The following is a 26,317-nucleotide window of genomic DNA, read 5'->3' as shown; positions in this document are numbered from 1 at the left end:
GACGGACCGAGAAGCTTCTTCGTCATGGGGGTATCCGAGGTGAATCGCGCGAGACCACGACCGGGCCGCGAGGCCGCGAACCGGGTCCGTGGGCGGTTGCTCGGCATGCTCTCGTGCAGCGTCGCCCTGCTCGTGGTGCTGACCGCCTGCATGTCGGATCCGCCGCCCCCGGTCCGCGACACCGGGCCACCGCCGACCCCGACCGAGTACCCGGTGGAGAAGACGATCTACATCGCCACCGACTCGGTCGGATCGGGCTTCAACCCGCACATCGCCGCCGACCAGAATCCGGTGACCACGGCGGTCGCGGCGATGACGCTGCCCAGCGCGTTCGCGCCGGTCCAGACCCCGGGCGGGACGGTGTGGGAACTGCAGCGCTCGTTCGTCACCTCCGCTGAGGTGACGTCGCGGGCGCCGTTCACCGTGACCTACCGCATCCACACCGACGCCCAGTGGTCCGACGGCCTGCCGGTGACGGGCGACGACTTCAACTTCCTGTGGCAGCAGATGTCCCGGCAGCCCAACGTCGTGGCACCGGCCGGCTACCGGCTCATCGACTCGGTGCAGTCCCGGGAGGGCGGCAAGGTCGTCGAGGTGCGGTTCGAGTCGCCGTACCCCGCGTGGCGAGAGCTGTTCACCGGATTGCTGCCCAGTCACGTGCTCAAGGGTGCGCCGGCCGGCTTCCAGACCGGGATGGACACCGGCAAGCCGGTTTCGGCCGGGCCCTACGCGATCGTGGGGATCGACAAGACCCGCGACGAGGTCCGCCTCGCCCGCAACGACCGGTATTGGGTCACCCCGCCCCGGTTGGATCAGATCGTCCTCCGCCGCGCCGGCACATCGGCCCAGATGCTCGACTCCGTACGATCCGGCGACTCGGCCATCGTGGCCCTCGGCGCCTCGCCGGCCACCGACGCGGAACTGACCGCGCTGCCCGGTCTCGAGACCGCCCGCAGCCTGACGTCGCGGTCACTCGGTGTCAGCGTGAACGCCCGCACCGACGCGATGAGCTCGGTGGAGGTCCGGCGCGCGATCCTCGGGTTGGTCGATCCGCGACTGACCACCTTCGCCGGTGCCGGCGACTGGGTCGTCGAACCGTTCGCGAACACCGTCTTCGCGCCGTCGGATCCGGGCTATTCACCGGTCGACCGCCCGCGCCTCGGGGCGGCCGAGGTCGACGCCCTGCTCGGCGCCGCCGGTTACCGCCGCGCCGCGCCCGAGCCCGTCGGCTCGGCATCCCCGGTGCCGTCGGCGTCGTCGTCGGAGCCCTCCTCGGTGTCGCCGTCGTCCCCGTCCGGGTCCACGCCCGCGTCCGAGGCGCCGTCCGCCGGCGGGTCGGCGACGCCCGGGGTGAGCGAGACCCCGAACGAGGGTCTGGTCGAGGTACCTGAACTACCCGAGGGAATCCTGCCGTTCCAGCGCGACGGGCAGGACCTCATCGTCCGTGTCGGTGCGGTCGCCGGCGATCCGCGGACCACGTCGGCCGCGTCGAGCATCGTCGACCAGCTCCGAGGTGCAGGGGTGCGCGCTCAGGTCGTGACGCTGCCCAACAGCGAGCTGTACGGGTCGGCGCTCACCAACCAGCGCGTCGACCTGGTCGTCGGGTGGTCGGGGCTCGGCGTGCCGCCGGCGTCGTCGCTCGCGTCGCAGGTCGACTGCAACCAGCCCAAGCCCGGTACCGAACCGTCGCCCGCGACGCCGCCGACGCCCACCAGCATCGCGCCGAGCGGTGGCGATCCCGGGGACAGCTATGCCAGCAACGTGTCCGGGTTGTGTGACCCGCGGCTCATCGAGCTCGCGCGCACCGCACTCTCCGAGGACGACCCGATCCCGACGCTGAACGAGGCCGAGCCGCTCCTCGCCGCGCAGGCGATCTACCGGCCGCTGTACCAGGACTCGATGGTCGTGGGCACCACGTCCGCGGTGCGCGACGTCCCGCTCACCGGACCCATCCAGGTCTCGATCTTCGGGACCGCGGTCAATTGGGAGCTGACGTGACCGGTGTCCCGGCGGATCGCCGGCTGCTGCTCGTCCACGCTCATCCCGACGACGAGACGATCATGACCGGCGGCACCATCGCCCGGTACCTCGCCGAGGGCGTCGACGTGCGGGTGCTGACCTTCACGCTCGGGGAGGAGGGCGAGGTGATCGGCGACGAGTGGGCCCAGCTGGTCGCCGACGGCGGCGCCGACCAGCTCGGCGGGTTCCGGGTACTCGAACTCACGCGGGCACTGGCCGAGCTCAGTCCCGCCGGCCGACCCGCGTTGCGGCCGCGATTCCTCGGCGGTGCGGGCCGATGGCGGGACTCCGGGATGGCCGGCGCCCCGTCCGCGAACCACCCGCGCGCACTCGTGCGGGCACCGTTCGACGAGCCCGTCGAGGCGTTGGTCGACGTGCTCACCGACTTCGCACCCCAGGTGGTCGTCAGCTACGACGTCTCGGGTACGTACGGCCATCCCGACCACAAACTGGTGCACGAGGTCACAACGGCCGCGGTCGCCCGGGCCCGGGAAGTCGGGCCGGGCCCGACCAAGATCTACGAATCGGTGACCGAACGCACCGCACTGGACTCCGGGCTCGCCGGCGTGGCCGCGGTACCCGACGGCTGGCGGATGCCCCGCGACGGTGAGCTGCCGAGCTATCCCGACGTCGACATCACCACCGAGATCGACATCAGCGCGTACCTCCCCCAGAAGGTGGCCGCCCTGGCCGCCCACGCCACGCAGGTGACCGTTGCGGCGTCCGGGACCGAATACGCGCTGTCGAACAACATCCTGCAGCCGATCGCCCGCGCGGAGCATTTCATCCTCACCGAACCAGAGCGTCACGAGTCCCTCGGTGCCACGGACACGCGCGAGTCGGACCTGTTCGCCGGGATCGACTGACTCGATGGCCCGCTTTGTTCGGCCCGTATCGGGTTCCGTCGTCGACCGACTGCTCCTGGGGTTCCTCGTCGTCGACGGGTTCGCGATCGGGCTCCTGAGCGTCGCGTTCACCTATCAGCGCTTCGGCGGCGTCGCCCTGCCCGTCGCGGCACTTGCCGCCGGCGTGGTCAATGCGGTCCTGCTCTGGCTCGCGGCCGGCCTCACCGCGACCCCGTGGCGGTACGGGCCCCTCGCCGCATGGGGGCTCGTCGTCGTGATCGCCGGCGGGCTCCCCGGCCCGGGCGGGGACGTCGTGCTCTCGATCAGCAGTGGTTACCTCGTGCAGACCCTGCTGCTCGTCGTCCTCGGTGTCGGGCCGTGCGCCGCGCTGGGCTGGACGGGGCGGCTGCCCGAACCCGACTGACCACCGCTCCGCAGGGGCGCTCCGCGTTGTGTCGCGAGGGGCGGCGTTAGAGTGAAAGACATGCTTCTGCGCGCGTGGGCCGAAGACATCATGGCCCCGATCGAGCGCGTCACGGCCGCACTGAGCCGTGTCCGTGACGACCCGACTCTCGGGGCCGACGCCCTCGACGATGACGGCTGGGTCGCCCTCCTGGGTGCCTCGGGTGCGCAGCTCGACGAATTGTGCGAACTGGCCGACACCGTGCGTCGGCAGGTGACCGACGCGGAGGTGTTGACCTTCGTGGTCAACCGCAACTTCGACACCGGGGTCGTCAGCCGGCTCGGACCCGACGACCCGGGTCTCGACGAACTGGTCGCCGAGGCGGTCGCACTCGGCGCGACCGAGATCTGCATGCAGGGACCCCTGCCCGCCGAACTGCCGGCCGACGGATACGTCCGACTCGTGGAGGACATCACGGGTGCCGCCGACGGGCTCCACCTGCACGCCTATCGGGCCCCGGAGATCGTCGACGGCGCCGAGCGTGCCGGGATCACGATCGTCGAACACCTCGAGCGGCTGCGGACAGCGGGCCTGGGGTCGGTGCCGGGGACCGCCGCCCAGATCCTCGACGACACCGTCCGGGTGACGCTCTCACCCACCGGCACGGCGCCGCCGGTCGGCAGCTGGGTCGACGTCATCGAGACCGCCCACCGCGTGGGTCTCTTCTCCACCGCGACTATGCTCTACGGGCACGTCGAGACGCCCGCACACCAGATCGCCCATCTTCGACTGCTACTCGAGATCCAGCGTCGCACGGGCGGTTTCAGCGAACTCATCCTGATGCCACTGCTTCCCGAGAACGTGCCGCCCCACTTGGCGGACACCGCCTCGCGGACCGCGTCGGAGCGAGAGACCCGCGCGTTGCACGCCGTCGCCCGCCTCATGACCGCAGGCCTCCTCGATCATCTGCAGGTGGCGTGGACCAAACTGCCCGCGGCCACCGTCGATCTGGTGTTGCGCGGCGGGGCGGATGACCTGGGTGGGCTGTTGCTCGACGGCACCCTGATGCCGGGCGCGGGACCGGAGTCAGGTCGTGTCCTCGACGCCGCGGCTGTCGTCGACATCGCGGCGCGAGCCGGACGGAGGCCGCGTCAGCGCACCACCCGCTACGGGGTGCCGGAGCCCGACCGGCAACTCCCGCTGCCACAGGTGTCCGCGTGAGCCGGAGCATGTCTTCCGGGCGGGCGGCCGGAGCGCAGCAGCGCGCGCTGACGATGGACGACGTGGATGTCGCCATCATCGGCGCGGGCTTCGCCGGGCTCGGGATGGCGACGCAGCTCGCACGCCGCGGGCGGGAGTCCTTCGTCGTGCTCGAACGCGCCGACGGCGTGGGGGGCACGTGGCGCGACAACACCTATCCCGGCATCGCCTGCGACATCCCCGCCCATCTGTACTCGTTCTCGTTCCGGCCGCCGGCCGATTGGTCGGCGCGGTTCCCTCGTGGCGCCGAGATCCGCAGCTATCTCGAACAGATCGTCGTCGACGAACGACTCGCCGACCGCATCGAACTCAATCGCGAACTACGCGAAGCGGTCTGGGACGAGCAGGGGGCGCACTGGGTGATCACGGCGGCGGCGCCGGACGGCCGGGCCGTCACCTTCCGCGCTCGCTCGCTGGTGCTGGCGGTCGGACGGTTGTCGGAGGCGCGCATCCCCGACATCGACGGACTCGACACCTTCCCGGGACAGGTCGTCCACACGGCCGCCTGGCACGACGACGTCAACGTTACGGGTGCGCGGGTCGGGGTCGTCGGAACCGGTGCGTCGGCGGTGCAGCTCATCCCGCATCTCGCCGACGCCGCGGACGATCTCGTCGTGTTCTGCCGTACGCCACCGTATGTCGTGCCGCGCGCGGACCGTCTCTACACCGACGACGAACGCGCTGCCATGCTCGACCCCGTCGTCGCGGCGGAGGTGCGCGACCGACTGCTCACCGAAGCCGATGCGGCGTTCCGGCAGCGGCTCGGGTTGCATCCGGACATCGACGAGATCCGTTCCCGTGCACGGGATCACCTCCACGGGCAGGTGGCCGATGCCGACCTTCGTGAACAGCTGGCCCCCGACTACGAGATCGGTTGCAAGAGAATCCTGCTCAGCGACGACTTCTATCCGGCACTGCAGCGGCCCAATGTGGTGTTCGAGTCGAGTGCTCTGACGTCGGTCGCCGAGACCAAGGCCACCGCGCACAGTGGTCACACCTACGATCTCGACGTCCTGGTGATGGCAACCGGTTTCGAATCCGCACGCCCGCCCGCCGCATCGCGCATCACCGGTCGTGCCGGTCGGCGGCTGTCCGACCACTGGTCTGCAGGCATGACGTCCTATGCCTCGACCGTGGTCAGCGGTTTCCCGAACATGTTCGTCCTCGACGGGCCCAACGCGGCGCTCGGCCACAACTCGGCGATCTACATGATCGAGACGCAACTCGACTACGTCCTGGGCGCGCTGGAGTACATGGCCGGCAACGGGATCACGACGCTGGCGGTCTCGCCTGCCGCCGAAGACGAATACACGCGGGAGATCGACGCTCGCAGCGAGTCGACGGTGTGGCTGACCGGTTGTGAGAGTTGGTATGTCGACCCCGACAGCGGTCGCCTGACCCTGTTGTGGCCGGGCACCGCGGCGTCGTTTCGCGAACGCAACGGCACCTTCGACCCCGAACCGTACGAACCCCGTCCCGACGACGCCGGCACCGGAACACCTGAGGAGGGTGAGGAATGACCGAGCAGTTGACCGTCCGCGCGGCCCTGGACGCCGCGCGCGACCGGGCGCCGATCGGTCTCGACGAGGCCGTGACGCTCCTGTCCTGCGCCGGAGACGACCTGGTCGAACTGCAATCGATCGCCGGGGCGCTCCGAGACGAGGGGCTGGCCGCGGTCGGCCGGTCCCGGCAGATCACCTACTCCCGCAAGGTGTTCATCCCGCTGACGCGCCTGTGCCGCGACCGGTGCCACTACTGCACCTTCGTCACGGTCCCCGGAAAGCTCGCCCGCGCGGGGGAGGGGCTCTATCTGGAACTCGACGAGGTCGTCGACCTCGCGCGCCGCGGTGCCGAACTCGGCTGCAAGGAGGCGCTTTTCACGCTGGGTGACCGCCCCGAGGACAGGTGGCCGCAGGCCGGCGAATGGCTGGCCGAACGGGGTTACTCCTCGACGCTGGACTACGTTCGTGCCGCCGCGGTCGCCGTGTTGTCGGAGACAGGTCTGCTGCCGCACCTCAATCCCGGGGTGATGAGCCTCGAGGAACTGCTCCGTCTGCGCCCGGTCGCACCGTCGATGGGCATGATGCTGGAGACGACGTCGCGTCGCCTGTTCACCGAGAAAGGCCAGGCACACTACGGAAGTCCCGACAAGGACCCGCTGGTCCGCATGCAGGTGCTGCGCGATGCGGGCACCGCTCGTGTCCCGTTCACCACCGGGATTCTGGTCGGGATCGGCGAATCACTCACCGAGCGGGCCGAATCGCTGCTGGCTCTCGCGGATGTGCACGCCCGAGGCGGGCACATCCAGGAGGTGATCGTGCAGAACTTCCGGGCGAAGCCGGACACCGCGATGCGCTCCACCCCCGACGCGGAGATGACCGAGTTCCTCGCCGCCGTCGCGGTCGCCCGGGTCGTCCTCGGCCCACACATGCGGATCCAGGCGCCCCCGAACCTGGTGTCGCCCGCCGAATGTGCCGCGCTGATCGCCTCCGGCGTCGACGACTGGGGTGGGGTGTCGCCGCTGACTCCCGATCACGTCAACCCGGAACGCCCGTGGCCTCACCTCGACGCCCTGGCCGCCCGCACCGCGGAGTCCGATTTCGTTCTCACCGAACGCATCACCGCGCAGCCGCCGTATGTGCTGAACGGTGCCGACTGGATCGACCCGGCACTGACCCAGCACGTCGCCGCGCTCGCCGACCCGGTGACCGGCCTCGCCGTCGACACCCGCCCGGCTCCGCGTCCGTGGCCCGCCGTCGCTTGAGAATCACTCTGCGCCCTCGAGGTTGCGTGCGGAGTCCCGCCCCCGCTCCCTGAGGAGCGCCCGGAGCTTGCGGAGGGCGCGTCACGAAGGGTCTTCGCAACCCGACTCACCAGGACCCTTCGTGACGGCCTCCGCAAGCTCCGGCCTCCTCAGGGAGCAGTGATTGGGCTCGCGCCGAGCACGGCGAGTTCTTTCGTAGTCCACGACGGCCGCCAGGCCGCAGACACCGACGTGCGATCGAAGGGTCAGCCGAGAACGGGTGCGAGCGCTTCGTATCCGCCGACGACGTCGGTGGCGCGATGTAATCCGAGATCCTGCAGGGCCGCGGCGGCCAGGCTCGACGTATACCCCTGGGAGCACAGGACGATCCAGCGGACGTCATGGTCGACGGCCTGGTCGATGCGCGCGTCGCTCGCCGGGTCGCACCGCCATTCGAGGACATTCCGTTCGATGACGAGAGCACCCCGGGCCTCGCCCTCCTCCGCGCGCTGCGCCGCGGGACGGATATCAACGAGCACCGCCCCGTCGGCCAGCTCGGCGGGGACGTCCACGGCCTCGACCCGCGCGATCCGCGACCGTGCGTCGGCGAGCACGTCGTCGATGGTGCGGGGAGTGCTCATTCGGGCTGGTCGGTGAGAACGGTCCGGTCGCGGCGCAGGTGGCCGCCCTCGGAGATGTCGTAGTAGGACATCGCGGTCAGCGGCGGTGAGTAGGCGTGCACGCTGAGCGTCGGGGTCACCAGAGGGCTGGTCTCCGCACCGATCTCCGGTGCGGCGACGACCGGGTTCCGCACGACGTCGTGCACCCACCCGAGAGGGAAGGCGGCCTGGTCGCCGGCGTCGAGGATGCGCACCGCCAGATCGTCTCCCGTCCAGTGGTACTCGCGCAAGCTGCCCGACAACACCGTCAGGGCACCGAGCGAACCGGCGTGGTCGTGGAGTTCGGTGGCCTCGCCCGGGGTCCAGCTGATCAGCCACACGTCGACGTCGTCGTCGGCGTGCAGGCGCGTCGACCAGCGATGCCGTTCGTCCCAGACGTCCGGGAGCAGGTCGTCGTGGCGACCGTCGAGGACGTCTGCGACGCCCTGGTCGGTGATGCGGAGGAGGTCGGCGGGCCGGAGCCGCGTCGGCAGGTGACCAAGGGCGCGCGGGGCCGCAGTACCCGGACGCTCGCGCAGCGGCGACGACGTCCGAGCCCGATTCCGGGCGGAGGAAAGAGACGATATGGCGGACTGAGGCGCCCGTTCGGTGCGGGCGAGGGTGGAGGTCATGGCGAATCCTTGCGAGGGTCGAAGAGGATGTGGTGAGGCCGATCGGTTCAGCAACAGCACATCGACATCGACCGCGCGGTGGGTCGGTGCGGCACCCGGGCACATGCGCCCCTGGGTCGGTGTCCGGTGAGGACGGATTCGTCGACGACGATCATGCGCCCGACTCTGCACGCGGATCGTCGCGGCGTCGAGGTTTGGCGGCACGCTGAACGAAACCCGGAGCGGCGTCTCGCGGTCGGCGATGTGATCCTCGTTACTCAAACCCGGATTCGGGCGCCTCTGGACGGGGGTCGATTTCGTCGCAGCGTCTCCCGGGGCGGATACTGTGGGGTGCGGTTCGACCAGCCCTCGGGCCGCACCGGCGCCGACGCCGGAGTGCCGTTCGACGCCGAACTGCGTTTCTCGTCGCGCCGACCCGGATCTTCCCTAGCGAAGGAGTGAGTGGTGACCTACATCATCGCGGAGCCTTGCGTCGACGTGTTGGACAAGGCTTGCGTGGAGGAGTGCCCCGTCGACTGCATCTACGAGGGTGGACGCATGCTCTACATCCAGCCGGATGAGTGCGTCGACTGTGGCGCGTGTGAGCCGGTGTGCCCGGTCGAGGCGATCTTCTACGAGGATGATGTTCCCGACGAATGGGAGCCCTACGTCAGCGCGAACGCCGACTTCTTCGACGACCTCGGCTCCCCGGGCGGCGCCAGCAAGGTCGGCAAGACCGAGGCCGATCCGGCGTTCATCAAGGGTCTCCCGCCGATGAACGAAGAGGACTGACCGCCTCCGCATGAGCAGTCCTGTCTCCCGTACGGCTGCGCCCCTGCGCGTCTCCTCGACCCGCGTCAGCGGGCGTCTGCCCGACTTCCCGTGGGACACGATCGCCGATGCGAAGGCGACGGCTCAGGCCCACGCCGATGGCATCGTCGACCTGTCGGTCGGGACGCCCGTCGACCCGGTGCCCGCACTCATCCGCGACGCACTCGCCGAGAACTCGGCGTTCCCGGGATACCCGACGACGATCGGGATCCGCGAGTTGCGGCAGGCGGCCGCGGAGTCGCTGATCCGACGCCACGGGGTCACATCGCTCGACGAGTCGGGAATCCTGCCGGTCATCGGTACCAAGGAGGCGATCGCGGGCCTGGCCTCGACCTTCGGGCTCGGACCCGGCGACGACGTGGTGATCCCCGAGGTCGCCTACCCGACCTATGAGGTGAGCGCCCTGCTCGCCGGTGCGCGGGCGGTGCGGGCCGATTCGACCGTCGCGCTGGGACCGATGAACCCGGCGCTGATGTTCATCAACTCGCCGTCGAATCCGACCGGCAAGGTCCTCGGCCTCGATCATCTCCGCAAAGTCGTGGGATGGGCGCGCGAGCGGGGGACCGTCGTCGTGTCCGACGAGTGTTATCTCGGTCTGAGTTGGGAGGGCGAGCCGCTGTCGATCCTCGACCCGAGGGTCTGCGACGGCGACCACACCGGACTGCTCGCGGTCCACTCACTGTCCAAGATCTCGAACCTGGCGTCGTATCGCGCCGGATTCTTCGCCGGCGACACCGAACTGATCGCCGAATTGCTCGCGGTCCGCAAGCACGCCGGACTCATCGTGCCGTTCCCCGTCCAGGGAGCGATGACCGCCGCACTGGCAGACGATGCACACGTCCATGAGCAGCGCGAGCGTTATGCCGAGCGTCGTCGGCTGCTCAAAGCAGCTGTGGAGGGTGCGGGATTCCGGGTCGACCATTCCGAGGCGGGCCTGTATCTCTGGGCCACCCGGGACGAACCGTGCCGGGAGACCGTCGCCTGGCTCGCCGACCGCGGAATCCTCTGTGCTCCAGGCGATTTCTACGGTCCGGCGGGTGAGCGCCACGTTCGGATGGCGCTCACCGCCACCGATGAGCGGATCGGTGCGGCCGTCGCTCGTCTGACGGCCTGACACCGGCCCTGCTCAGCCGCGACCGCTCTTCTGTTGCAGGCGGTCGATCTCCTCGGACGCCTCGGCTTTCGTGAGGTCGGCCGAGAGGGTCTCGCCGGCCTCCCGTGCGAGGGTGTCGAGATAGCTCCGCTGCGCGCCGGTCATCGGCTCGTCGCCGGTCACCCAGTCGTCCGGGTCCTTCTCGGTGGAGTTTCCGGCGCCCGCGCCGAGGACGTCGTCGATATCGTTCGTCGAACGATTGTTCGATGTGCTCATGGGCCCACCATACGTCGGGATCACGAATCCGGCCAGTGAGCCCCGGTGTCAGTCGTTCTTGTGCAGCGCCTCGTTGAGGGCGATGCCGTCGCCCTTCCACGGCACGACCTCGACCGCGCCGGTCAGGCTGTTGCGACGGAACAGCAGGTTGGACTGGCCGGACAGGTCGCGCGCCTTGATCTGCGTGCCGTCGGGTCCGGTGACCTTGGTGCCGGCGGTGACATAGAGGCCCGCCTCGATGACGCAGTCGTCACCCAGCGGGATGCCGCAGCCGGAGTTCGCGCCGAGGAGGCAGCGCTTGCCCAGCGCGATGATCTCCTTGCCGCCGCCCGACAGGGTGCCCATCGTCGAGGCGCCGCCGCCGATGTCGGAGCCGTCGCCGACGACGACGCCCGCGGAGATGCGACCCTCCACCATCGACGACCCGAGGGTGCCGGCGTTGAAGTTGACGAAGCCCTCGTGCATCACGGTGGTGCCGGCCGCGAGATGCGCGCCGAGGCGGATGCGGTCGGCGTCGCCGATCCGTACGCCACCGGGCACCACGTAGTCGACCATGCGCGGGAACTTGTCGATCGAGTAGACGGTGACCGGTCCGCGGGCGCGCAGCTTCGCCCGTACCGACTCGAAGTTGTCGACCGCACACGGGCCGTGATTGGTCCACACCACGTTGGTGAGCATCCCGAAGATGCCCTCGAGGTTGGCGCCGTGCGGGGTGATGAGGCGATGCGACAGCAGGTGGAGTCGGAGGTAGACGTCGTAGGCGTCGATGGGTGCGGCGGAGATGTCGGCGATGCCGGTGCGGACCGCGACGGTCTTGACCCCGCGGGCCTCGTCGACGCCCACCAGCTCACGGAGGTGGGCCGGTGTCGACTCGTCGTCGAGGATCACGGTCTCCGCGGTCTCGACCCCGTCGAGTTCGGGTTCGGGGAACCAGACGTCGAGGACGACGCCGGGAGTCGAACCCCCGTCGATCACGGTCGCGATGCCAGTTGCGTGTGCGCCAGTAGATGTCACGACAGGTGAGTCTAGGTGATCGACACCGGCGCCCCCGCCCCGCCACCGGTGCCCCGGCGTCATCCATTCGGCCCAAAGACCTGGTCACGCGCTGTGCGCCGCTCGTAGGGTCGCCAGCATGACCGGTCATCCCCAGCCATCTGTACCGCCCCGGCGCCGCCGACGCCGCTGGCCGTGGGTGTTGGGCGGGGTCGGCGTCGTGATCGTGGCGGCGCTGGCGGTCGGGGCCGTCGTCTTCCAGCCGTGGCTGATCTTCGTCGACACCGAGGTCGACGACGCGATCCCGGTCGCGGTCACCCCCACGACGTCGACGCCGGGGCAGCCGCCGCCCGCCGGGCCGGTGGTCGTCTCGCGCGGCAGCCTGATCAGCCATGAGCACCCGACATCCGGAACGGTCTCGATCATCGAACAGCCCGACGGCTCACGCGTGCTGGCGATCGAGGACCTGGACACGACCACCGGCCCTGATGTCCACGTGTGGCTGTCGCAAGGGGACGTGGTCGAGGGGTTCGCCGGGTGGCGAACGGCCGCGGACGTCCCGCACGTCGACCTCGGCATGATCAAGGGGAACAAGGGCAACCAGGTCTACGAGATCCCCGCCGACGTCGAGCTGGCCGACTATCCGTCGGTGTTCCTCTGGTGCGTGAAGTTCAGCGTCTCCTTCGGCGCCGCGGAGATGGGCTCACTACGGTGAGGGAGTGAGCACCGACCTCGACCTGACCGCCGACCCCGTCGAACTGACCGCCGCGCTCGTCGACATCGAGAGCGAGTCGCGCAACGAGTCGGCCATCGCCGACGCGGTCGAGGCCGCGCTGCGCGCGCAGACGAGCGGATTCGAGATCCTCCGCCATGGCAACCGGGTCCTCGCACGGACCGACCGGGGGCACGCCCAGCGGGTCATCCTCGCCGGGCACCTCGACACCGTGCCGGTCGCCGGCAACCTCCCGCACCGCCGCGAGATGGATTCGGAGGAGGGCGACGTCCTGCATGGATGCGGCACCGTCGACATGAAATCCGGTGACGCGGTGTTCCTCCACCTCGCGGCGACCCTGCCGGAACCCGCCTCGGATCTCACGCTGATCTTCTACGACTGCGAGGAGATCGCGGCAGAGTTCAACGGCCTCAACGACATCGAACGCGAACTCCCCGAGTGGCTCGCCGGTGACGTGGCGATCCTCGGCGAGCCGACCGCGGGGCTCATCGAAGCCGGATGCCAGGGGACGCTGCGGGTTCGGTTGTCGACGACGGGAACCCGAGCGCACTCGGCCCGATCCTGGATGGGCGACAACGCCATTCACAAGCTCGGCGGTGTCCTGACCACGCTGGCGGGGTACGAGGCCCGTCGGGTCGACATCGACGGCTGCGAGTACCGCGAGGGCCTGTCGGCGGTCGCGGTCGGCGGCGGGGTGGCCGGCAACGTGATCCCCGACGCCGCGCATGTCGACGTCAATTTCCGCTTCGCGCCGGACCGTTCGATCGACCAGGCGCTGGACCACGTCCGCGAGGTGTTCGCCGCCGACCTGGCCGACGGCAGGATCGGGCTGGAGGTCACCGATTCCGCGGCCGGCGCCCTGCCCGGGCTGGGGCACCCGGCGGCCGCGGCGCTCGTGGCGGCCGCGGGCGGACGGTTCCGCGCGAAGTACGGCTGGACCGACGTGTCGCGGTTCTCGGCGCTGGGCATCCCCGCAGTGAACCTGGGCCCCGGCGATCCCAATCTCGCGCATCGCGTCGACGAACGGGTGCCGGTGGAGCAGATCCGCGCGGTGACCGACCTACTGCGCACCTACCTGTCCTGACCTCGCGAGACCGGCGGAGCCGGACGGCGCTGCTAGCGTGACCGCCATGTCGACCACGCCCGAGCCGGAACCCGTCGAAGACGGAACGAACCCCGACACCTGCTACGTCGGCCCGATCCGGATTCGGCGGGACCAGCGCGGCAAGACCACGGACCGCCGCCTGCTGGAATGGGTCGACCCGCGCGACGCCACGCGTCGTTCCGAACGAACCATGCGCGACTCCTGGCGGGTCCTGCGCATCCAGTCCGAATTCGTCGCCGGGTTCGATGCGATGAGCGAGGTCGCCGAGGCCGTGACCGTCTTCGGCTCGGCGCGACTGCATCCGGAGTCGCCGGAATACGCGCTCGGTGTCCGCGTGGGCCGAGCGCTGGGCGAGGCCGGGTACGCGGTCATCACCGGTGGCGGACCCGGTGCGATGGAAGCCGCCAACCAGGGCGCACATCAGGCCGGGGCGCAGTCCATCGGACTCAACATCGAGCTGCCCTTCGAACAGGGCCTCAACCCGTGGGTCGATCTCGGCATGAACTTCCGCTACTTCTTCGTGCGCAAGACGATGTTCGTGAAGTACGCGCAGGCGTTCGTCTGTCTCCCCGGCGGGATGGGCACCCTCGACGAACTCTTCGAGGCGCTGACCCTCGTGCAGACCAAGAAGGTGGTCCGGTTCCCGATCGTGCTGGTGGGCAGCGACTTCTGGGGCGGCCTCCTGGACTGGATGCGCGACGTCCTCGCCGCGCGTGGGATGATCTCGCCCGAGGATCTGGACCTGCTCACCGTCGTCGACGACCCCGACGACGTGGTCGCCGCGATCGAGGCCGCGACACCCTGAGGGTCGATATGACCTTCCCGGCCGACGATGGCACGATTGCCCGGTGAGTGCTGTCTGCGTCTATTGCGCCTCCGGTCCCGTCGACCAGCCCTACCTCGATCTCGCCGCCGAAGTGGGTCGGACGCTCGCCGAGCAGGGGCATGTGGTCGTCTCCGGTGGCGGGAACATCTCCATGATGGGAGCGCTGGTCAACGCCGCTCGCGAGGCCGGTGGCCACACGGTCGGCATCATCCCGCGCGCACTGATGAAGCACGAGGTCGCCGACCTCGGGTCGGGCGAACTCGTGGTCACCGAGACCATGCGCGAACGCAAACGCCTCATGGACGAGCGCGCCGACGGGTTCATCACCCTCCCCGGCGGGATCGGGACGCTCGAGGAGCTCTTCGAGACCTGGACCGGGGGCTACCTCGGGATGCACGACAAACCGGTCGTCCTGCTCGATCCTGTCGATTTCTACGCGCCGTTGCTCGACTGGCTGCGAGAGTTGTCGACAACCGGGTTCGTCGCCCGACGATCGCTCGACCGGCTGCTCATCACGCGGTCGGTCGCCGACGCGGTGGAGTTGGCGACGGCACGGAAAGGTCTTGCTACCGGCCGGTAAGGTAGCGCGTGAGTGCGCGGGGCACTCGAAACGCCAGCGGGAGAGCGGAGGGCAGATGTCCCAAGGGGTCGAGCAGCAGGACGGTCGGCAGCAGAGTGTGAAGAAGACCGTCGGTATCCCCGACATCCTTCGCGGCGTGGTGAAGATGGCGCCACATGCGACCGGGATGATCAAGCACGCGCCGGGACTCATTCGACGCCCACCGGAGGCCAAACGGACCATCGGTTCGGTCTTCCAGAAGCACGCGGCCGAGCACCCCGACCGGCCGTTCGTCCGGTTCGAGGGCCGCACGACCACCTACGGCGAGGCCAACCGCCGCGTGAATCGTTACGCCGCAGCACTTTCCGCCGACGGCGTCGGCAAGGGCGACGTGGTGGCGCTGCTCTCCAAGAACTGCACGACCGACCTGCTGCTGATGCTCGCCACCGTCAAACTCGGCGCGATCGCCGGGATGCTGAACTACAACCAGCGCGGCGAGGTGCTCGAGCACAGCGTCGGCCTCCTCGAGGCCAAGGTCCTCATCCACGATCCCGAGTGCGCGGAGGCCTTCGAGTCGATCCCGGAATCGGTTCTGCCCGAACACGTCTACGATTTCGCCGCGTTCGACGCCGCGGCCGAGGGACTCTCGGAAGCCGATCCCGAGGTCACCGAGCAGCTGCCCGCGTCGACCAAGGCGTTCTACATCTTCACCTCCGGCACCACGGGGATGCCGAAGGCCAGCGTGATGAGCCACAACCGGTGGCTGGCGAGCCTGTCCGGCATCGGCGGTCTCGCCGTTCGGTTACGCCACAGCGACACCATGTACGTGCCGCTGCCGCTCTACCACAACAACGCGTTGTCGGTGTCACTGTCCTCGGTCCTCGCCTCGGGTGCGTGCATCGCCATCGGACGCTCGTTCTCGGCGTCGAAGTTCTGGGACGACGTGATCCTCAACCGTGCGACGGCGTTCTGCTACATCGGCGAGCTCTGTCGCTACCTCCTCGCGCAGCCCGAGAAGCCCACGGATCGCCAGCATTCCGTGCACACCGTGGTCGGCAACGGTATGCGCCCGGACATCTGGGACGAGTTCCGCGAGCGTTTCGGGGTCGACCGCGTCGTCGAGTTCTACGGGGCCAGCGAACTGAACCTCGCATTCGTCAACGCGTTCAGCGTCGACAAGACCGCCGGCTTCTGCCCGCTCCCGTACAAGATCGTGGAATACGACGAGGAGGGGAACCCCAAACGCGGCGACGACGGTCGGCTCGTGAAGGTCGGCCGGGGCGGTACCGGCCTGCTGCTCGCCCAGATCAGTGACCGGGTGCCCGTCGACGGCTACACCGACTCCGAGGAGACCGAGAAGAAGATCATCCGCGACGCCTTCAAGGACGGTGACTCCTACTTCAACTCCGGTGACCTCGTCCGCGATCAGGGCTTCGCGCACATCGCCTTCGTCGACCGGCTCGGCGACACCTTCCGCTGGAAGGGCGAGAACGTCGCCACCACCCAGGTGGAGGGGGCGGTCGACTCCTATCAGGCCGTCGCGCAGTCGGTGGCGTACGGCGTCGAGGTCCCCGGCACCGACGGTCGCGCCGGGATGATCGCGATCAAGCTGCGCGAGGGCGCCGACCTCGACCCGGGCGCATTCGCCCGCCATCTCTACGACGCGCTGCCGTCGTACGCGGTGCCGCTGTTCGTGCGGATCGTCGACGATTTCGAGCAGACCTCGACCTTCAAGAACCGCAAGGTCGAGCTGCGCAAGGAGGGGTACACCGACGCCGAGGCCGAACGGCTCTACGTGTTGCTCGGCAAGGAGAAGGGCTACACCGAGTTCTACGACGATTACCCCGACGACGTCGCCGCCGCCAAGGTGCCCAAGGGGTGAGTTCCGGCCCGGAGACGTCGGCGTCGGACACGCTGTGCGGGCGGCGGGTGCCGACCGACCGCGCGTTGGTGATGGCGATCGTCAACCGCACCCCTGATTCGTTCTACGACCGAGGTGCGAGCTTCGACGACGCCGCCGCTCAGGCGCACGTCGACCGGGTCGTCGCCGAGGGCGCCGACATCATCGACGTCGGCGGGGTCAAGGCCGGACCCGGACGCGAGGTCGACGCCGCGACGGAGGCCGCCCGGGTCGTCGGCATGATCGCCTGGATCCGTGACCGGCATCCGGACGTGCTGATCAGCGTCGACACCTGGCGCAGCGAGGTCGCCGACCAGGCCTGCGCCGCCGGCGCGGATCTCATCAACGACACCTGGGCGGGATTCGACCCCGACGTCGTCGACGTCGCCGCCGAACGCGGGGCCGGGATCGTCTGCTCGCACACGGGTGGCGCGCGGGTGCGGACCCGGCCGCACCGCGTCGCATACGGGGACTCGGTCGACGCGGTGGTGGCCGACGTGATCCGGGAGGTGACCTCCGCGGCCGACCGGGCGCTCGCTGCCGGGGTGCGTCGAGACTCGATCGTTATCGATCCGACGCACGATTTCGGCAAGAACACTCACCACGGGCTGGCTCTGTTACGCGGTGTGAAAGATCTTGTTAACACAGGCTGGCCGGTCCTGATGGCGCTGAGCAACAAGGATTTCGTAGGGGAGACTCTGGGTACAGACCTAGCGCACCGATTGGAAGGGACTCTGGCCGCGACAAGTCTGGCCGCCGCCCAAGGCGCCCGGATCTTCCGCGTCCACGAAGTCGCTGCCACTCGTCGCGTGGTCGACATGGTCGCTGCCATCGCGGGAGCGAAACCACCCGCCCGAACAGTCAGGGGACTCGCATGACCAAGCAGCAGAAGCGACGTAGGCCCAGCACCGTCAGCCGGGACAAGGCCGCCATGTGGCCGACGGTCGCCCAGACCCCGGGGACCGAGCAGCGCTGGTCGGCAACCCACACCTGGGAGCAGCCGGACTGGACGATCGACGACCTCGTCGACGCGAAGAACGGCCGGACTATCTCGGTGGTGCTGCCCGCGCTGAACGAGGAAGAGACCGTCGCCGACGTCATCGCCACGATCATGCCGCTGTACGGCACCCTGGTCGACGAGATCATCGTGCTGGACTCCGGGTCCACCGATGCCACCGCCGAGCGCGCGCTCGCCGCCGGCGCGCAGGTGATCTCCCGCGAGGAGGCGGTACCCGAGTTGGACCCGGTCAAGGGCAAGGGTGAGGTGCTGTGGCGTTCGGTCGCCGTGGCGACCGGCGACATCATCGCATTCGTCGATTCCGACCTCATCGACCCGGACCCGATGTTCGTGCCAAAGATGCTCGGTCCGCTCCTGCTGAACCCCGAGATCCAGCTCGTGAAGGGCTACTACCGGCGCCCGCTGCGCACGGGCGGTACGCACGACGCCAACGGCGGCGGACGCGTGACCGAGCTCGTGGCACGCCCCCTCCTGGCATCCCAGAAGCCGGATCTCACCGCGGTGCTGCAGCCACTCGGCGGCGAGTACGCCGGCACGCGCGAACTGCTCTCCTCGGTGCCGTTCGCGCCGGGCTACGGGGTCGAGATCGGCCTGCTCATCGACACCTATGACCGGTACGGCCTGGCCGGGATCGGTCAGGTCAACCTCGGGGTCCGAACCCATCGCAACCGCCCGCTGGTGGAATTGGGGGTCATGAGCCGCCAGATCGTCGGAACCCTGATGCGCCGCTGCGGCATCGAGGACTCGGGCGTCGGGCTCACCCAGTTCACCGCCGAACCCGACGGCTCCTTCACGCCGCACACCACCGAGGTCTATCTCGAGGATCGTCCGCCGATGAACACCGTGCGCGCCCTGGCCCCCAAGGCCGAGGAGATGGCCTCCTAGCCGGCTCCGGACCTGCTGAGCCAGACCTGATGAACCCGGCCCCGACCCGGCGACGCCGCCCGCCCTGACGCGGGTGGCCGTCGCCGGGTCGGTGCTGTGCCGGGCCGTCGTCCGGGCGCTTCTGCCAGGATGGAACGCATGCAGACGCTGCTGCTGTACCTGCTGATCATGGGACTCGTCGTCGCGATCGTGTTCGCTGTCGTCTGGTTCGTGTTCGGACGCGGAGAAGATCTGCCGCCGGTCGAGCCCGACACCACGCTCACCCGGTTGCCGTCGGTGGGCATCACCGGTGACGACGTGCGTGCGTTGCGCTTCGCCCAGACCCCGCGTGGTTACAAGCAGGCCGAAGTCGACTGGGCGCTGGCACGTCTCGCGCGTGAGGTCGACGACCTGCGGTCGGTGATCACGCGTCTGCGCGAACGGGAGTCGGTGCCCGGGGCGGAAGCAGACGCGGCTCCGGACGATCCCGCCGCTGGTATCACCGGGAACAGCGGCGTGGACGCCGGGCGGTCCGGCCCGCCGAGCACCCCCCAGTAGGGGCCGTACGTCGAGACCGCGCGGCGCGCGTGTCGCGCACTGACAATCGTGTGCGACCCGGGCACGTATCATGTTCGGAGCAGGGACCTTGAAGGGAGCTTGAGAATGGCGGCAATGAAGCCACGTACTGGGGACGGCCCCCTCGAAGCGGCCAAAGAAGGGCGTGGAATCGTTGTCCGGATTCCGATCGAAGGTGGAGGTCGACTGGTCGTCGAGCTGACCGCCGACGAAGCAGCCGCGCTGGGCGAGGAACTCCGCGGGGTAACCGGCTGAACATGCCCCACGAGGGTAGTTCCCATGAGGCCCGGGCGGACCCACCGACCCCGCACCGGGCGCATGGCCTCACTTCGGTACTCGAGATCCTGCGCTGCCCGGTGTGTACCGGGCGCCTGTCGGCCGACGGCGCGTCGCTGCGCTGTCCGCAGGCGCATTCTTTCGACCTCGCCCGTCAGGGCTATGTCTCACTGCTCGACGGCCGGTCCGGCGCGCTGCGCGCCGACACCGCAGCCATGGTGGCCGCCCGAGCCCGCGTGCACGACTCCGGTTTCCTGCTCCCCGTGGTCGATTTCGTCGCCGGCCGCGCGGCCGAGGTCACGGGTGGACACGACCGGCCGGTGATCCTCGACGCGGGGGCCGGTGGCGGACACTATCTTCGCACCGCGGTCGAGGCGAGTGGGGTGCCCGGCGGTGACGGACGGTCCTCGGCCGCCGGAATCGGCCTGGACCTCTCGAAGTACTGCGCGCGGGCCATGGCGCGGGGACCCCGACCCCTCGCTGCCGTCGTCGCCGACGTCTGGCGCGGCCTGCCCGTCGTCGATGACGCTGTCGCGGTGGTGCTCTCGGTGTTCGCGCCGCGCAACGCGAGCGAGTTCGCCCGCGTACTGGCCCCTGATGGCGCACTGATCATCGTGAGTCCGGGGCCCGACCACCTCGGCGAACTCATCGAGCCGATGGCGATGCTGCGTGTCGACGAGGCCAAATCCGAGCGCCTCCGTGCCTCGCTCGACGCGGGCTTCGAATTGGTCGACGAGTTACCTGTCCGGTACTCCGCAGACGTCGACGCGCAGACCGTGGGGGATCTGGTCGCCATGGGCCCGTCGGCATTTCACTCCGACGAGGCCGACATCCGCTCGCGGGCCGCGGCCTTCGCCGGGGACGGTCGGGTGCCGGTCACGGTGTCGGTCGTGGTGACCACGTGTCGGCCCGTCCGCGGACGCTCACCCGCTCAACGCCGTACGGACTCGTAGACACCCAGCGTCTGTTCGGCGATCGACGCCCAGGAGAACTCGGCTTCGGCGCGTTCGCGGCCGGCCACCCCCATCGCCGACGCCGCCGCCGCATCCGAGGCCACCGCGTTCACCGTGTCGGCGAGATCGTGTTCGAAGGTCGCCGGATCGACGGGGTCGTACCGCACGAGGCGGCCGGTGACGTTGTCGCGCACCACCTCGGGAATGCCGCCGACCGCCGAGGCCACCACCGCGGTACCGCAGGCCATCGCCTCGAGGTTGACGATGCCCAGCGGTTCGTACACCGATGGGCACACGAAGACCGTTGCCGCGGTCAGGATCTCGCGGATGCGGGGGAGTGGGAGCATCTCGCGCACCCAGTGGACGCCGGGACGCGAGGCGGAGAGTTCGCCCACCGCGCTCTCGATCTCGGCGCCGATCTCCGGCGTGTCGGGGGCACCAGCACAGAGGACGAGCTGGATGTCCGGATCGAACCGGTGCGCCGCGGCCACCAGATGTGCGACGCCCTTCTGCCGGGTGATCCGGCCGACGAACGCCGCGATCGGGCGATCCGGGTCGAGCCCGAGTGCGGTCGGCGTCGAGTCGGGTCCGAACGGATCGTCGACCGGGAACCATTGAGATGTGTCGATCCCGTTGCGCACCACATGGACACGCTCAGGGTCCAGACGCGGGTAGGTGTCACAGATCTCGGTGCGCATCCCCGAGCTCACCGCGATCACCGCGTCGGCGTACTCCACCGCGTTGCGTTCCACCCAGCTCGACACCCGGTACCCGCCGCCGAGTTGCTCGGCCTTCCACGGGCGCGACGGTTCGAGCGAGTGGGCGGTCAGCACGTGCGGCACGTCGTAGAGCTGTCCCGCCAGGTGCCCGGCAAGGCCGGTGTACCAGGTGTGGGAGTGCACGACATCGGCACCGGACGCACCCACCACCATCCGCAGATCGGCCGACAGCGTCGTGATCGCCGCATTCGCCCCGGCCAACCCCGGGTCGGGGGTGTACACCGAGGCAGTCTCCCGCTCGGCGCCCATGCAGTGCACGTCGACGGTGATGAGATCGCGCAGATACCGGACCAATTCGGTGACGTGGACCCCGGCGCCACCGTAGACCTCAGGTGGATATTCCCGTGTCATCATCGCCACCCGCATGATCTCGACGCTAGTGCCAACGCGCGCAGATCGCCATCGGTGCTGCCAAACCCCGGTCGCGGCCGACGCCACGCATACTGACCGCCCGGTCATCTGGCCGACGGCTTCGATCGCGGTTAAGTTGGGGGAGTGAGATCTGAGCCGCACGTCCTCGGCATCGTCCTCGCAGGCGGCGAAGGCAAGCGTCTGTACCCGCTGACGATGGACCGCGCCAAACCTGCGGTGCCCTTCGGCGGTGCCTACCGACTCATCGACTTCGTGCTGTCCAACCTGGTCAATGCCGGTTACGAGCGCATTTGCGTGCTGACACAGTACAAGTCGCATTCGCTGGACCGGCACATCTCGCAGACCTGGTGGACGTCGGGATTCCACGGCGAGTACATCACCCCGGTGCCGGCCCAGCAGCGACTCGGACCACGCTGGTACACCGGCAGTGCCGATGCGATCTTCCAGTCGATGAACCTCATCACCGACGAACGACCCGAGTACATCGTCGTCTTCGGAGCCGATCACGTGTACCGGATGGATCCGTCGCAGATGGTGGCCGCGCACATCGAATCCGGCGCCGACGTCACGGTGGCCGGGATCCGCGTGCCCCGAGCGGAGGCGGTGGCCTTCGGCTGCATCGACTCCGACGAGAGCGGGAAGATCACCCGCTTCCTGGAGAAGCCGGCCGATCCGCCCGGCACGCCGGACGATCCCGACGTGACGTTCGCGTCGATGGGCAACTATGTGTTCACCACCGAGGCGCTGGTCGACGCGCTGCGCGCCGACGCCGCCGACTCGGACTCCGACCACGACATGGGCGGTGACATCATCCCGGCCTTCGTGCGCCGGAACACCGCCTTCGTCTACGACTTCAAGGACAACCAGGTACCCGGTGCCACCGAACGCGACACCGGTTACTGGCGCGACGTCGGAACACTGGATGCGTTCTACGAGGCGCACATGGACCTGGTGTCGGTCCACCCGATCTTCAACCTCTACAACGGCCGCTGGCCCATCCGCGGCGAGACCCACAACCTGCCGCCCGCCAAGTTCGTCCAGGGCGGGGTCGCGGAGGACTCCGTGGTCGGTTCCGGATGCATCATCTCCGCCGGCACGGTGCGCAACTCCGTGCTCTCGTCGAACGTCATCGTCGAGGACGGCGCGGTGGTCGAGGGCAGCGTGCTGATGCCCGGCGTCCGCGTCGGTAAGGGTGCCGTCGTCCGCAAGGCGATCCTCGACAAGAACGTCGTGGTGGGCGACGGCGAGCAACTCGGTGTCGACGTGAGCGCCGACCGCGAGCGGTTCTCCGTCAGCGCCGGTGGTGTCGTGACGGTAGGGAAGAACATCCGGGTCTGACGACGGCCCTTCGTGGCTCGCTTCGCTCGCACCTCAGGGAGCGGGGGAGCCGCCGTCCCGCAAGGCCGCGTCGATGAGCGTCGCGATGTCGTCTCCGGCGTCGTCCGGAAGCGCGTCGACCGGCCACCAGCGGAGGTCCACGGACTCGTCACTGCATACGACGCGGGGGAGTTCGCCGTCGGGCGTCGGGGCGGCGACCACCCGGTAGCGGACGTCGAGGTGGCGGGTGGGGACTCCCAAGGAGCAGGTGATCGGGTGGGTGTGGAGGTGGACCATCCCGTCACCGGCGAGCGTGGGGTCGGCGGTGTCGAGCACGAGTTCGGGCATGCCCGACTCTTCTCGCGCCTCGCGCAGCGCCGCGCCGGCGAGGGAATCGTCGGAGGGTTCGCAGTGACCGCCGAGCTGTATCCACTTCCCGACGCGGGGGTGCAGGGTCAGCAGAACGTGTCGGCGCGTCGCGTCGAAGACGATCGCCGAACCCGTCAGATGTCCTGGTGCGCAGGCCCGAAGACACCCGTCCGGGGACGCGGCGAGGAACGCGAGATATGCGTGACGCAGGGAGTCCTGGGCGGGATCGGGTGTCTCCCACCGTGTCAGGGCCTCGACGGCGGAGGCGTGCAGCGACTCGGCGGTCACAGTTCGACGACCCACTCCGCGGTGGGGGCGGGGTCGCGCAACCCGGCCGGTTCGAGCGGATGTCCGATGGCGACGGCCCCCAGCGGTTCCCAACTCGAATCCAGATCGAGGACGCGGCGCACCGTCGGCGCGGCGAAGATGGTCGACCCGACCCAGCAGCTGCCGATGTCGCGGACCGCCAGCGCGGTGAGCAGGGTGGCGACCGCCCCGCCCGCGGCCACGGTGAACATCGTGTGCTCGGCGGCGTTGCGACGATCATCGGGGTAGTCGTGGGCGCCCTCGGGTACGAGGAACGGGATCACCAGTTCCGGGGCGTCGTAGAGGATCTGCCCGCGTCGAAGTCGCTTCTCGATGGATTCGGCTGTCTTCGAGTCCGATTCGAGGTCGGTGCGCCAGTCGCGCGTCATCGCGTCGAGCAGTTCGCGGCGTCGCGAGGCGGAACGCATCCACACGAAGCGGACCGGATGTGTGTGGTGGGGTGCCGGGGCGGTGAGCGCCTCGGCGAGGGCGTCGCGCAGCTCCGCCGGGTCGACGGGCCGGTCGGCGAAGGTGCGCACCGAACGCCGGGTGCGGATGGCCTCTCGGCGGCCCTGTGCGATCGCCTCTTCGGTCCCGAGGCGGAACAGGTCCTCGTCGTAGGGACGGATGAGGTCGGCGGCGGTGGTGCCGTCGTCGGCCGGAGCGAACCCGCGGACGACGGCGACGGGGACGGCGGCGAGCTTGCCCTTGACGAGGTCTGCCGCGGCGGCGAGTTCGTCGGCCACCGCTATCTCGGTGACGATCAACGGATTCCCGTAGTCGTCGACGCCGCCCTCGTATGGGTGGGTCACGGCGATGCCGGCCGCGCCGATGGCAACGTCGGTCTGTCCGGTCCGCCAGGCCCGACCCATCGTGTCGGTGATGATCACCGCGACGTCGAGGCCGGCGGCGTCGGCGATGGCACGCCGCAGTGACGCCGCACTGCGGTCGGGGTTCTCCGGCAGGAGTGCCAGCTGATCGCTGCGCACATTCGAGCCGTCGATCCCGGCCGCGGCCTGCACCAGGCCGAGACGGTTCTCGGTGATCAGGGTTCGGTTCTTACGGGCCAGGACGCGCACCGATTCGGCGTCGACGAGGCGACGACGCAGTGCGTCCCGCTCCTCGGGATCGCTGGGCGCATCGACCATCCGCCCTTCGGCCTTGGAGATGATCTTGCTGGTGACCACCAGCACGTCGCCGGACTCGAGCCAGGGTGCGGCGCCGAGGATCTCGCCCGCGACGTCGGAGTCGGCGGTGAACTCGGGCAGGCCGGTCACCGGCCGGATCTCGAGATGTCCCGGTGCGCGGTGGTCGGGGCGAGCGGTCACTGCACGCCCTTGTTGGTCTCGGGCAGCGGTACGTCGACGAGCGCGCAGGCCGCACGCACCATCTGCGCGGTGGCCGCGGGGTCGGTCATGAGCAGCGGTGCGGTACCGACGGCGATGCCGTCGACAGCGGCGTGGTCGCCGTCGGCGATGAGCCAACCGTCGAGAATCCCGTTGCCGCTGCGGGCGCCGTAGTGTCCGGCGATCCCCTGTGCCGAGGACTCGACCTCGATCACGGACAGGCATTCGTCGGCCATGCCGCGCAGGGGACGGTTGTCGATGACCGGTGAGATCCCGACCACCGGGGCCTTGGTCTGGCGCAGCGCGCTGCGCATCCCGGGAACACTGACGATGGCGCCGATGCTCACGACCGGGTTCGACGGCGCGAGGAGGATGACATCGGCGTCGGCGATCGCGTCGAGGACGCCGGGTGCCGGCGCCGTGTCGTCCGAACCGACCTGCGCGAAGCCGAAGGTGGGGATCTGCGCGCGATGGCGTACCCACCATTCCTGGAAGTGGATCGCGACCCGTTCGCCGTCCTCGCCGTCGGGTTTGGCGACCACGACGTGGGTTTCGTGACGATCGTCGGTGACGGGCAGGAGCCGCACCCCGGGGACCCAGCGCCGGCACAGGGCGGCCGTGACGTCGGACAGCCGGTACCCGGCGTCGAGCATCTGGGTCCGGATGAGGTGGGTCGCGAGATCGCGATCGCCGAGGCCGAACCAATCCGGGTCGGCCCCGTAGGCGGCGAGTTCCTCTTTCGCGCGCCAGGATTCGTCGCGCCGACCCCACCCGCGTTCGGGATCGATCCCGCCCCCGAGTGTGTACATACAGGTGTCGAGGTCGGGGCAGATGCGGACGCCGTGCATCCAGGCGTCGTCGCCCACGTTCACGATGGCGGTGATCTCGTGCTCGGTCGCCGGGGCGCCGGACGCGTCGTCCTGGGGGGCCGGGAACGCCGTCGGGCCGAACAATTCGCGCAGACCGAGGAGGAATCGTGCCCCTCCGACGCCCCCGACGAGTACGGTCACCTTCACAGCAGGTACTCCTTCACACCGCCACTGTAGTGCGCGGTGCGAGTCGGCGGTCAGGCGCTGTCGGTGCGGTGCGGATGGTTTCGACCCGTGCCGGGTTCGGTGTGACATTCACGTCGGGTTGAGGTCAATGTCGTGTCGAGTCACAGGGTTGTCGGATCCTGGTGGTAAACAGAGAATCTTTGACTTCAACTTGACCGGGACCGCCTTGGGCGTGTGTAATCACATCAGTGTCATTCCGAGTTTGAGATCGAGAACCTTCGGATCGAAAA

General features: G+C 69.3%; 27 protein-coding genes. 19 read left to right on the top strand and 8 right to left on the bottom strand.

The features are described 5' to 3' along the window. The first annotated feature begins 24 nt into the window (after window positions 1-24). Genes KB201_RS12565 through cofG form a run of 6 tightly spaced genes read left to right on the top strand, consistent with a single transcriptional unit; the run spans window position 25 to window position 7,291 of the window. Window positions 25-1,998, top strand: a complete 1,974-nt coding sequence (locus KB201_RS12565) for an ABC transporter family substrate-binding protein (protein WP_137809068.1) — start codon at window positions 25-27, stop codon at window positions 1,996-1,998. Continuing rightward, window positions 1,995-2,885: an N-acetyl-1-D-myo-inositol-2-amino-2-deoxy-alpha-D-glucopyranoside deacetylase gene (gene mshB / locus KB201_RS12560; RefSeq protein ID WP_211539388.1), complete on the top strand. Its 891-nt coding sequence runs from the start codon at window positions 1,995-1,997 to the stop codon at window positions 2,883-2,885. The genes KB201_RS12565 and mshB overlap by 4 nt, the downstream gene beginning before the upstream one ends. 4 nt (window positions 2,886-2,889) lie before the next feature. Then, the gene (locus KB201_RS12555; protein WP_058252523.1) at window positions 2,890-3,288 is read left to right on the top strand and encodes a hypothetical protein; all 399 of its coding nucleotides are present in this window, start codon (window positions 2,890-2,892) and stop codon (window positions 3,286-3,288) included. 60 nt (window positions 3,289-3,348) lie between these two features. Next, on the top strand, window positions 3,349-4,488 hold the full coding sequence (locus KB201_RS12550; protein ID WP_058252524.1) for a hypothetical protein: 1,140 nt from the start codon (window positions 3,349-3,351) through the stop codon (window positions 4,486-4,488). A 53-nt stretch (window positions 4,489-4,541) separates the two neighbouring features. After that, complete coding sequence (locus tag KB201_RS12545) at window positions 4,542-6,047, top strand: NAD(P)/FAD-dependent oxidoreductase (protein ID WP_091344399.1); 1,506 nt, start codon at window positions 4,542-4,544, stop codon at window positions 6,045-6,047. Next, window positions 6,044-7,291 (top strand): 7,8-didemethyl-8-hydroxy-5-deazariboflavin synthase CofG, encoded by a 1,248-nt coding sequence (cofG, locus tag KB201_RS12540; protein ID WP_058252525.1) that lies wholly within the window; start codon window positions 6,044-6,046, stop codon window positions 7,289-7,291. The genes KB201_RS12545 and cofG overlap by 4 nt, the downstream gene beginning before the upstream one ends. A 245-nt stretch (window positions 7,292-7,536) precedes the next feature. On the opposite strand, the gene KB201_RS12535 is transcribed toward cofG, so the two are convergent. Beyond that, window positions 7,537-7,911, bottom strand: a complete 375-nt coding sequence (locus KB201_RS12535) for a rhodanese-like domain-containing protein (protein ID WP_058252526.1) — start codon at window positions 7,909-7,911, stop codon at window positions 7,537-7,539. After that, window positions 7,908-8,561, bottom strand: coding sequence for a cysteine dioxygenase family protein (locus tag KB201_RS12530; RefSeq protein WP_078112978.1), 654 nt, complete (start codon window positions 8,559-8,561; stop codon window positions 7,908-7,910). The genes KB201_RS12535 and KB201_RS12530 overlap by 4 nt, the downstream gene beginning before the upstream one ends. Window positions 8,562-9,002: 441 nt before the next feature. Between KB201_RS12530 and fdxA the strand changes: the two genes are divergently transcribed. Together fdxA and dapC are read left to right on the top strand one after the other, a co-directional pair. Beyond that, complete coding sequence (gene fdxA, locus KB201_RS12525) at window positions 9,003-9,332, top strand: ferredoxin (RefSeq protein WP_058252527.1); 330 nt, start codon at window positions 9,003-9,005, stop codon at window positions 9,330-9,332. Between the two features lie 10 nt (window positions 9,333-9,342). Beyond that, window positions 9,343-10,485 (top strand): succinyldiaminopimelate transaminase, encoded by a 1,143-nt coding sequence (gene dapC / locus KB201_RS12520; protein ID WP_058252528.1) that lies wholly within the window; start codon window positions 9,343-9,345, stop codon window positions 10,483-10,485. Between the two features lie 12 nt (window positions 10,486-10,497). Here dapC and KB201_RS12515 read toward each other — a convergent pair whose 3' ends face one another. Both KB201_RS12515 and dapD read right to left on the bottom strand, forming a co-directional pair. Beyond that, entirely contained in the window at window positions 10,498-10,740 is a 243-nt protein-coding gene (locus KB201_RS12515; RefSeq protein ID WP_058252529.1) for a DUF3072 domain-containing protein, read from the bottom strand. A gap of 48 nt (window positions 10,741-10,788) precedes the next feature. Beyond that, window positions 10,789-11,754: a 2,3,4,5-tetrahydropyridine-2,6-dicarboxylate N-succinyltransferase gene (gene dapD, locus KB201_RS12510; protein WP_078112956.1), complete on the bottom strand. Its 966-nt coding sequence runs from the start codon at window positions 11,752-11,754 to the stop codon at window positions 10,789-10,791. Window positions 11,755-11,932: 178 nt separating this feature from the next. Here dapD and KB201_RS12505 point away from each other — a divergent pair, with 178 nt between their 5' ends. From KB201_RS12505 to KB201_RS12460, 10 genes are all read left to right on the top strand, one after another. After that, a complete protein-coding gene (locus tag KB201_RS12505) occupies window positions 11,933-12,448 on the top strand; it encodes a DM13 domain-containing protein (protein ID WP_211539444.1) in 516 nt (171 codons plus the stop codon). Window positions 12,449-12,452: 4 nt separating this feature from the next. Beyond that, entirely contained in the window at window positions 12,453-13,550 is a 1,098-nt protein-coding gene (gene dapE, locus KB201_RS12500) for a succinyl-diaminopimelate desuccinylase (protein ID WP_058252532.1), read from the top strand. Between the two features lie 46 nt (window positions 13,551-13,596). Next, window positions 13,597-14,376 (top strand): TIGR00730 family Rossman fold protein, encoded by a 780-nt coding sequence (locus tag KB201_RS12495; protein WP_058252572.1) that lies wholly within the window; start codon window positions 13,597-13,599, stop codon window positions 14,374-14,376. 43 nt (window positions 14,377-14,419) lie between these two features. Further along, window positions 14,420-14,977, top strand: a complete 558-nt coding sequence (locus KB201_RS12490) for a TIGR00730 family Rossman fold protein (protein ID WP_055475893.1) — start codon at window positions 14,420-14,422, stop codon at window positions 14,975-14,977. Between the two features lie 55 nt (window positions 14,978-15,032). Then, a complete protein-coding gene (locus KB201_RS12485; RefSeq protein ID WP_055475894.1) occupies window positions 15,033-16,838 on the top strand; it encodes a long-chain-acyl-CoA synthetase in 1,806 nt (601 codons plus the stop codon). A 71-nt stretch (window positions 16,839-16,909) separates the two neighbouring features. Next, window positions 16,910-17,734, top strand: coding sequence for a dihydropteroate synthase (folP, locus tag KB201_RS12480; RefSeq protein ID WP_091344402.1), 825 nt, complete (start codon window positions 16,910-16,912; stop codon window positions 17,732-17,734). Next, window positions 17,731-18,759 (top strand): glucosyl-3-phosphoglycerate synthase, encoded by a 1,029-nt coding sequence (locus KB201_RS12475; protein ID WP_058252533.1) that lies wholly within the window; start codon window positions 17,731-17,733, stop codon window positions 18,757-18,759. The genes folP and KB201_RS12475 overlap by 4 nt, the downstream gene beginning before the upstream one ends. Window positions 18,760-18,897: 138 nt before the next feature. Then, a complete protein-coding gene (locus KB201_RS12470) occupies window positions 18,898-19,296 on the top strand; it encodes a DivIVA domain-containing protein (protein WP_058252573.1) in 399 nt (132 codons plus the stop codon). A gap of 105 nt (window positions 19,297-19,401) precedes the next feature. Beyond that, window positions 19,402-19,569: a DUF3117 domain-containing protein gene (locus KB201_RS12465; protein WP_004019232.1), complete on the top strand. Its 168-nt coding sequence runs from the start codon at window positions 19,402-19,404 to the stop codon at window positions 19,567-19,569. A gap of 2 nt (window positions 19,570-19,571) precedes the next feature. Then, on the top strand, window positions 19,572-20,543 hold the full coding sequence (locus tag KB201_RS12460; protein ID WP_058252534.1) for a putative RNA methyltransferase: 972 nt from the start codon (window positions 19,572-19,574) through the stop codon (window positions 20,541-20,543). On the opposite strand, the gene glgA is transcribed toward KB201_RS12460, so the two are convergent. Continuing rightward, window positions 20,522-21,688: a glycogen synthase gene (gene glgA, locus KB201_RS12455; protein ID WP_197282777.1), complete on the bottom strand. Its 1,167-nt coding sequence runs from the start codon at window positions 21,686-21,688 to the stop codon at window positions 20,522-20,524. The two genes, KB201_RS12460 and glgA, sit on opposite strands and share 22 nt — an antisense overlap. A gap of 129 nt (window positions 21,689-21,817) precedes the next feature. Between glgA and glgC the strand changes: the two genes are divergently transcribed. Continuing rightward, complete coding sequence (gene glgC / locus KB201_RS12450; protein ID WP_211539387.1) at window positions 21,818-23,032, top strand: glucose-1-phosphate adenylyltransferase; 1,215 nt, start codon at window positions 21,818-21,820, stop codon at window positions 23,030-23,032. Window positions 23,033-23,065: 33 nt separating this feature from the next. On the opposite strand, the gene KB201_RS12445 is transcribed toward glgC, so the two are convergent. From KB201_RS12445 to cofD, 3 genes are read right to left on the bottom strand one after another with little or no spacing between them, the layout of a single operon-like run. Then, window positions 23,066-23,668 (bottom strand): NUDIX hydrolase, encoded by a 603-nt coding sequence (locus KB201_RS12445; protein ID WP_068972063.1) that lies wholly within the window; start codon window positions 23,666-23,668, stop codon window positions 23,066-23,068. Further along, window positions 23,665-25,014 carry a coenzyme F420-0:L-glutamate ligase gene (locus tag KB201_RS12440; protein WP_058252537.1) on the bottom strand — a complete coding sequence of 450 codons (1,350 nt, stop codon included), beginning with the start codon at window positions 25,012-25,014 and terminating at the stop codon, window positions 23,665-23,667. The genes KB201_RS12445 and KB201_RS12440 overlap by 4 nt, the downstream gene beginning before the upstream one ends. Continuing rightward, window positions 25,011-26,048 carry a 2-phospho-L-lactate transferase gene (gene cofD, locus KB201_RS12435; RefSeq protein ID WP_058252538.1) on the bottom strand — a complete coding sequence of 346 codons (1,038 nt, stop codon included), beginning with the start codon at window positions 26,046-26,048 and terminating at the stop codon, window positions 25,011-25,013. Before cofD ends, KB201_RS12440 begins: the two co-directional genes overlap by 4 nt. Window positions 26,049-26,317: the final 269 nt, after the last annotated feature.

The sequence above is a fragment of the Gordonia sp. SCSIO 19800 genome (assembly GCF_018132775.1).
Lineage (GTDB): Bacteria > Actinomycetota > Actinomycetes > Mycobacteriales > Mycobacteriaceae > Gordonia > Gordonia hongkongensis.
The sequence above is the reverse complement of the archived record's forward strand: the minus strand, read 5'-3'. Positions and strand labels throughout refer to the sequence as shown.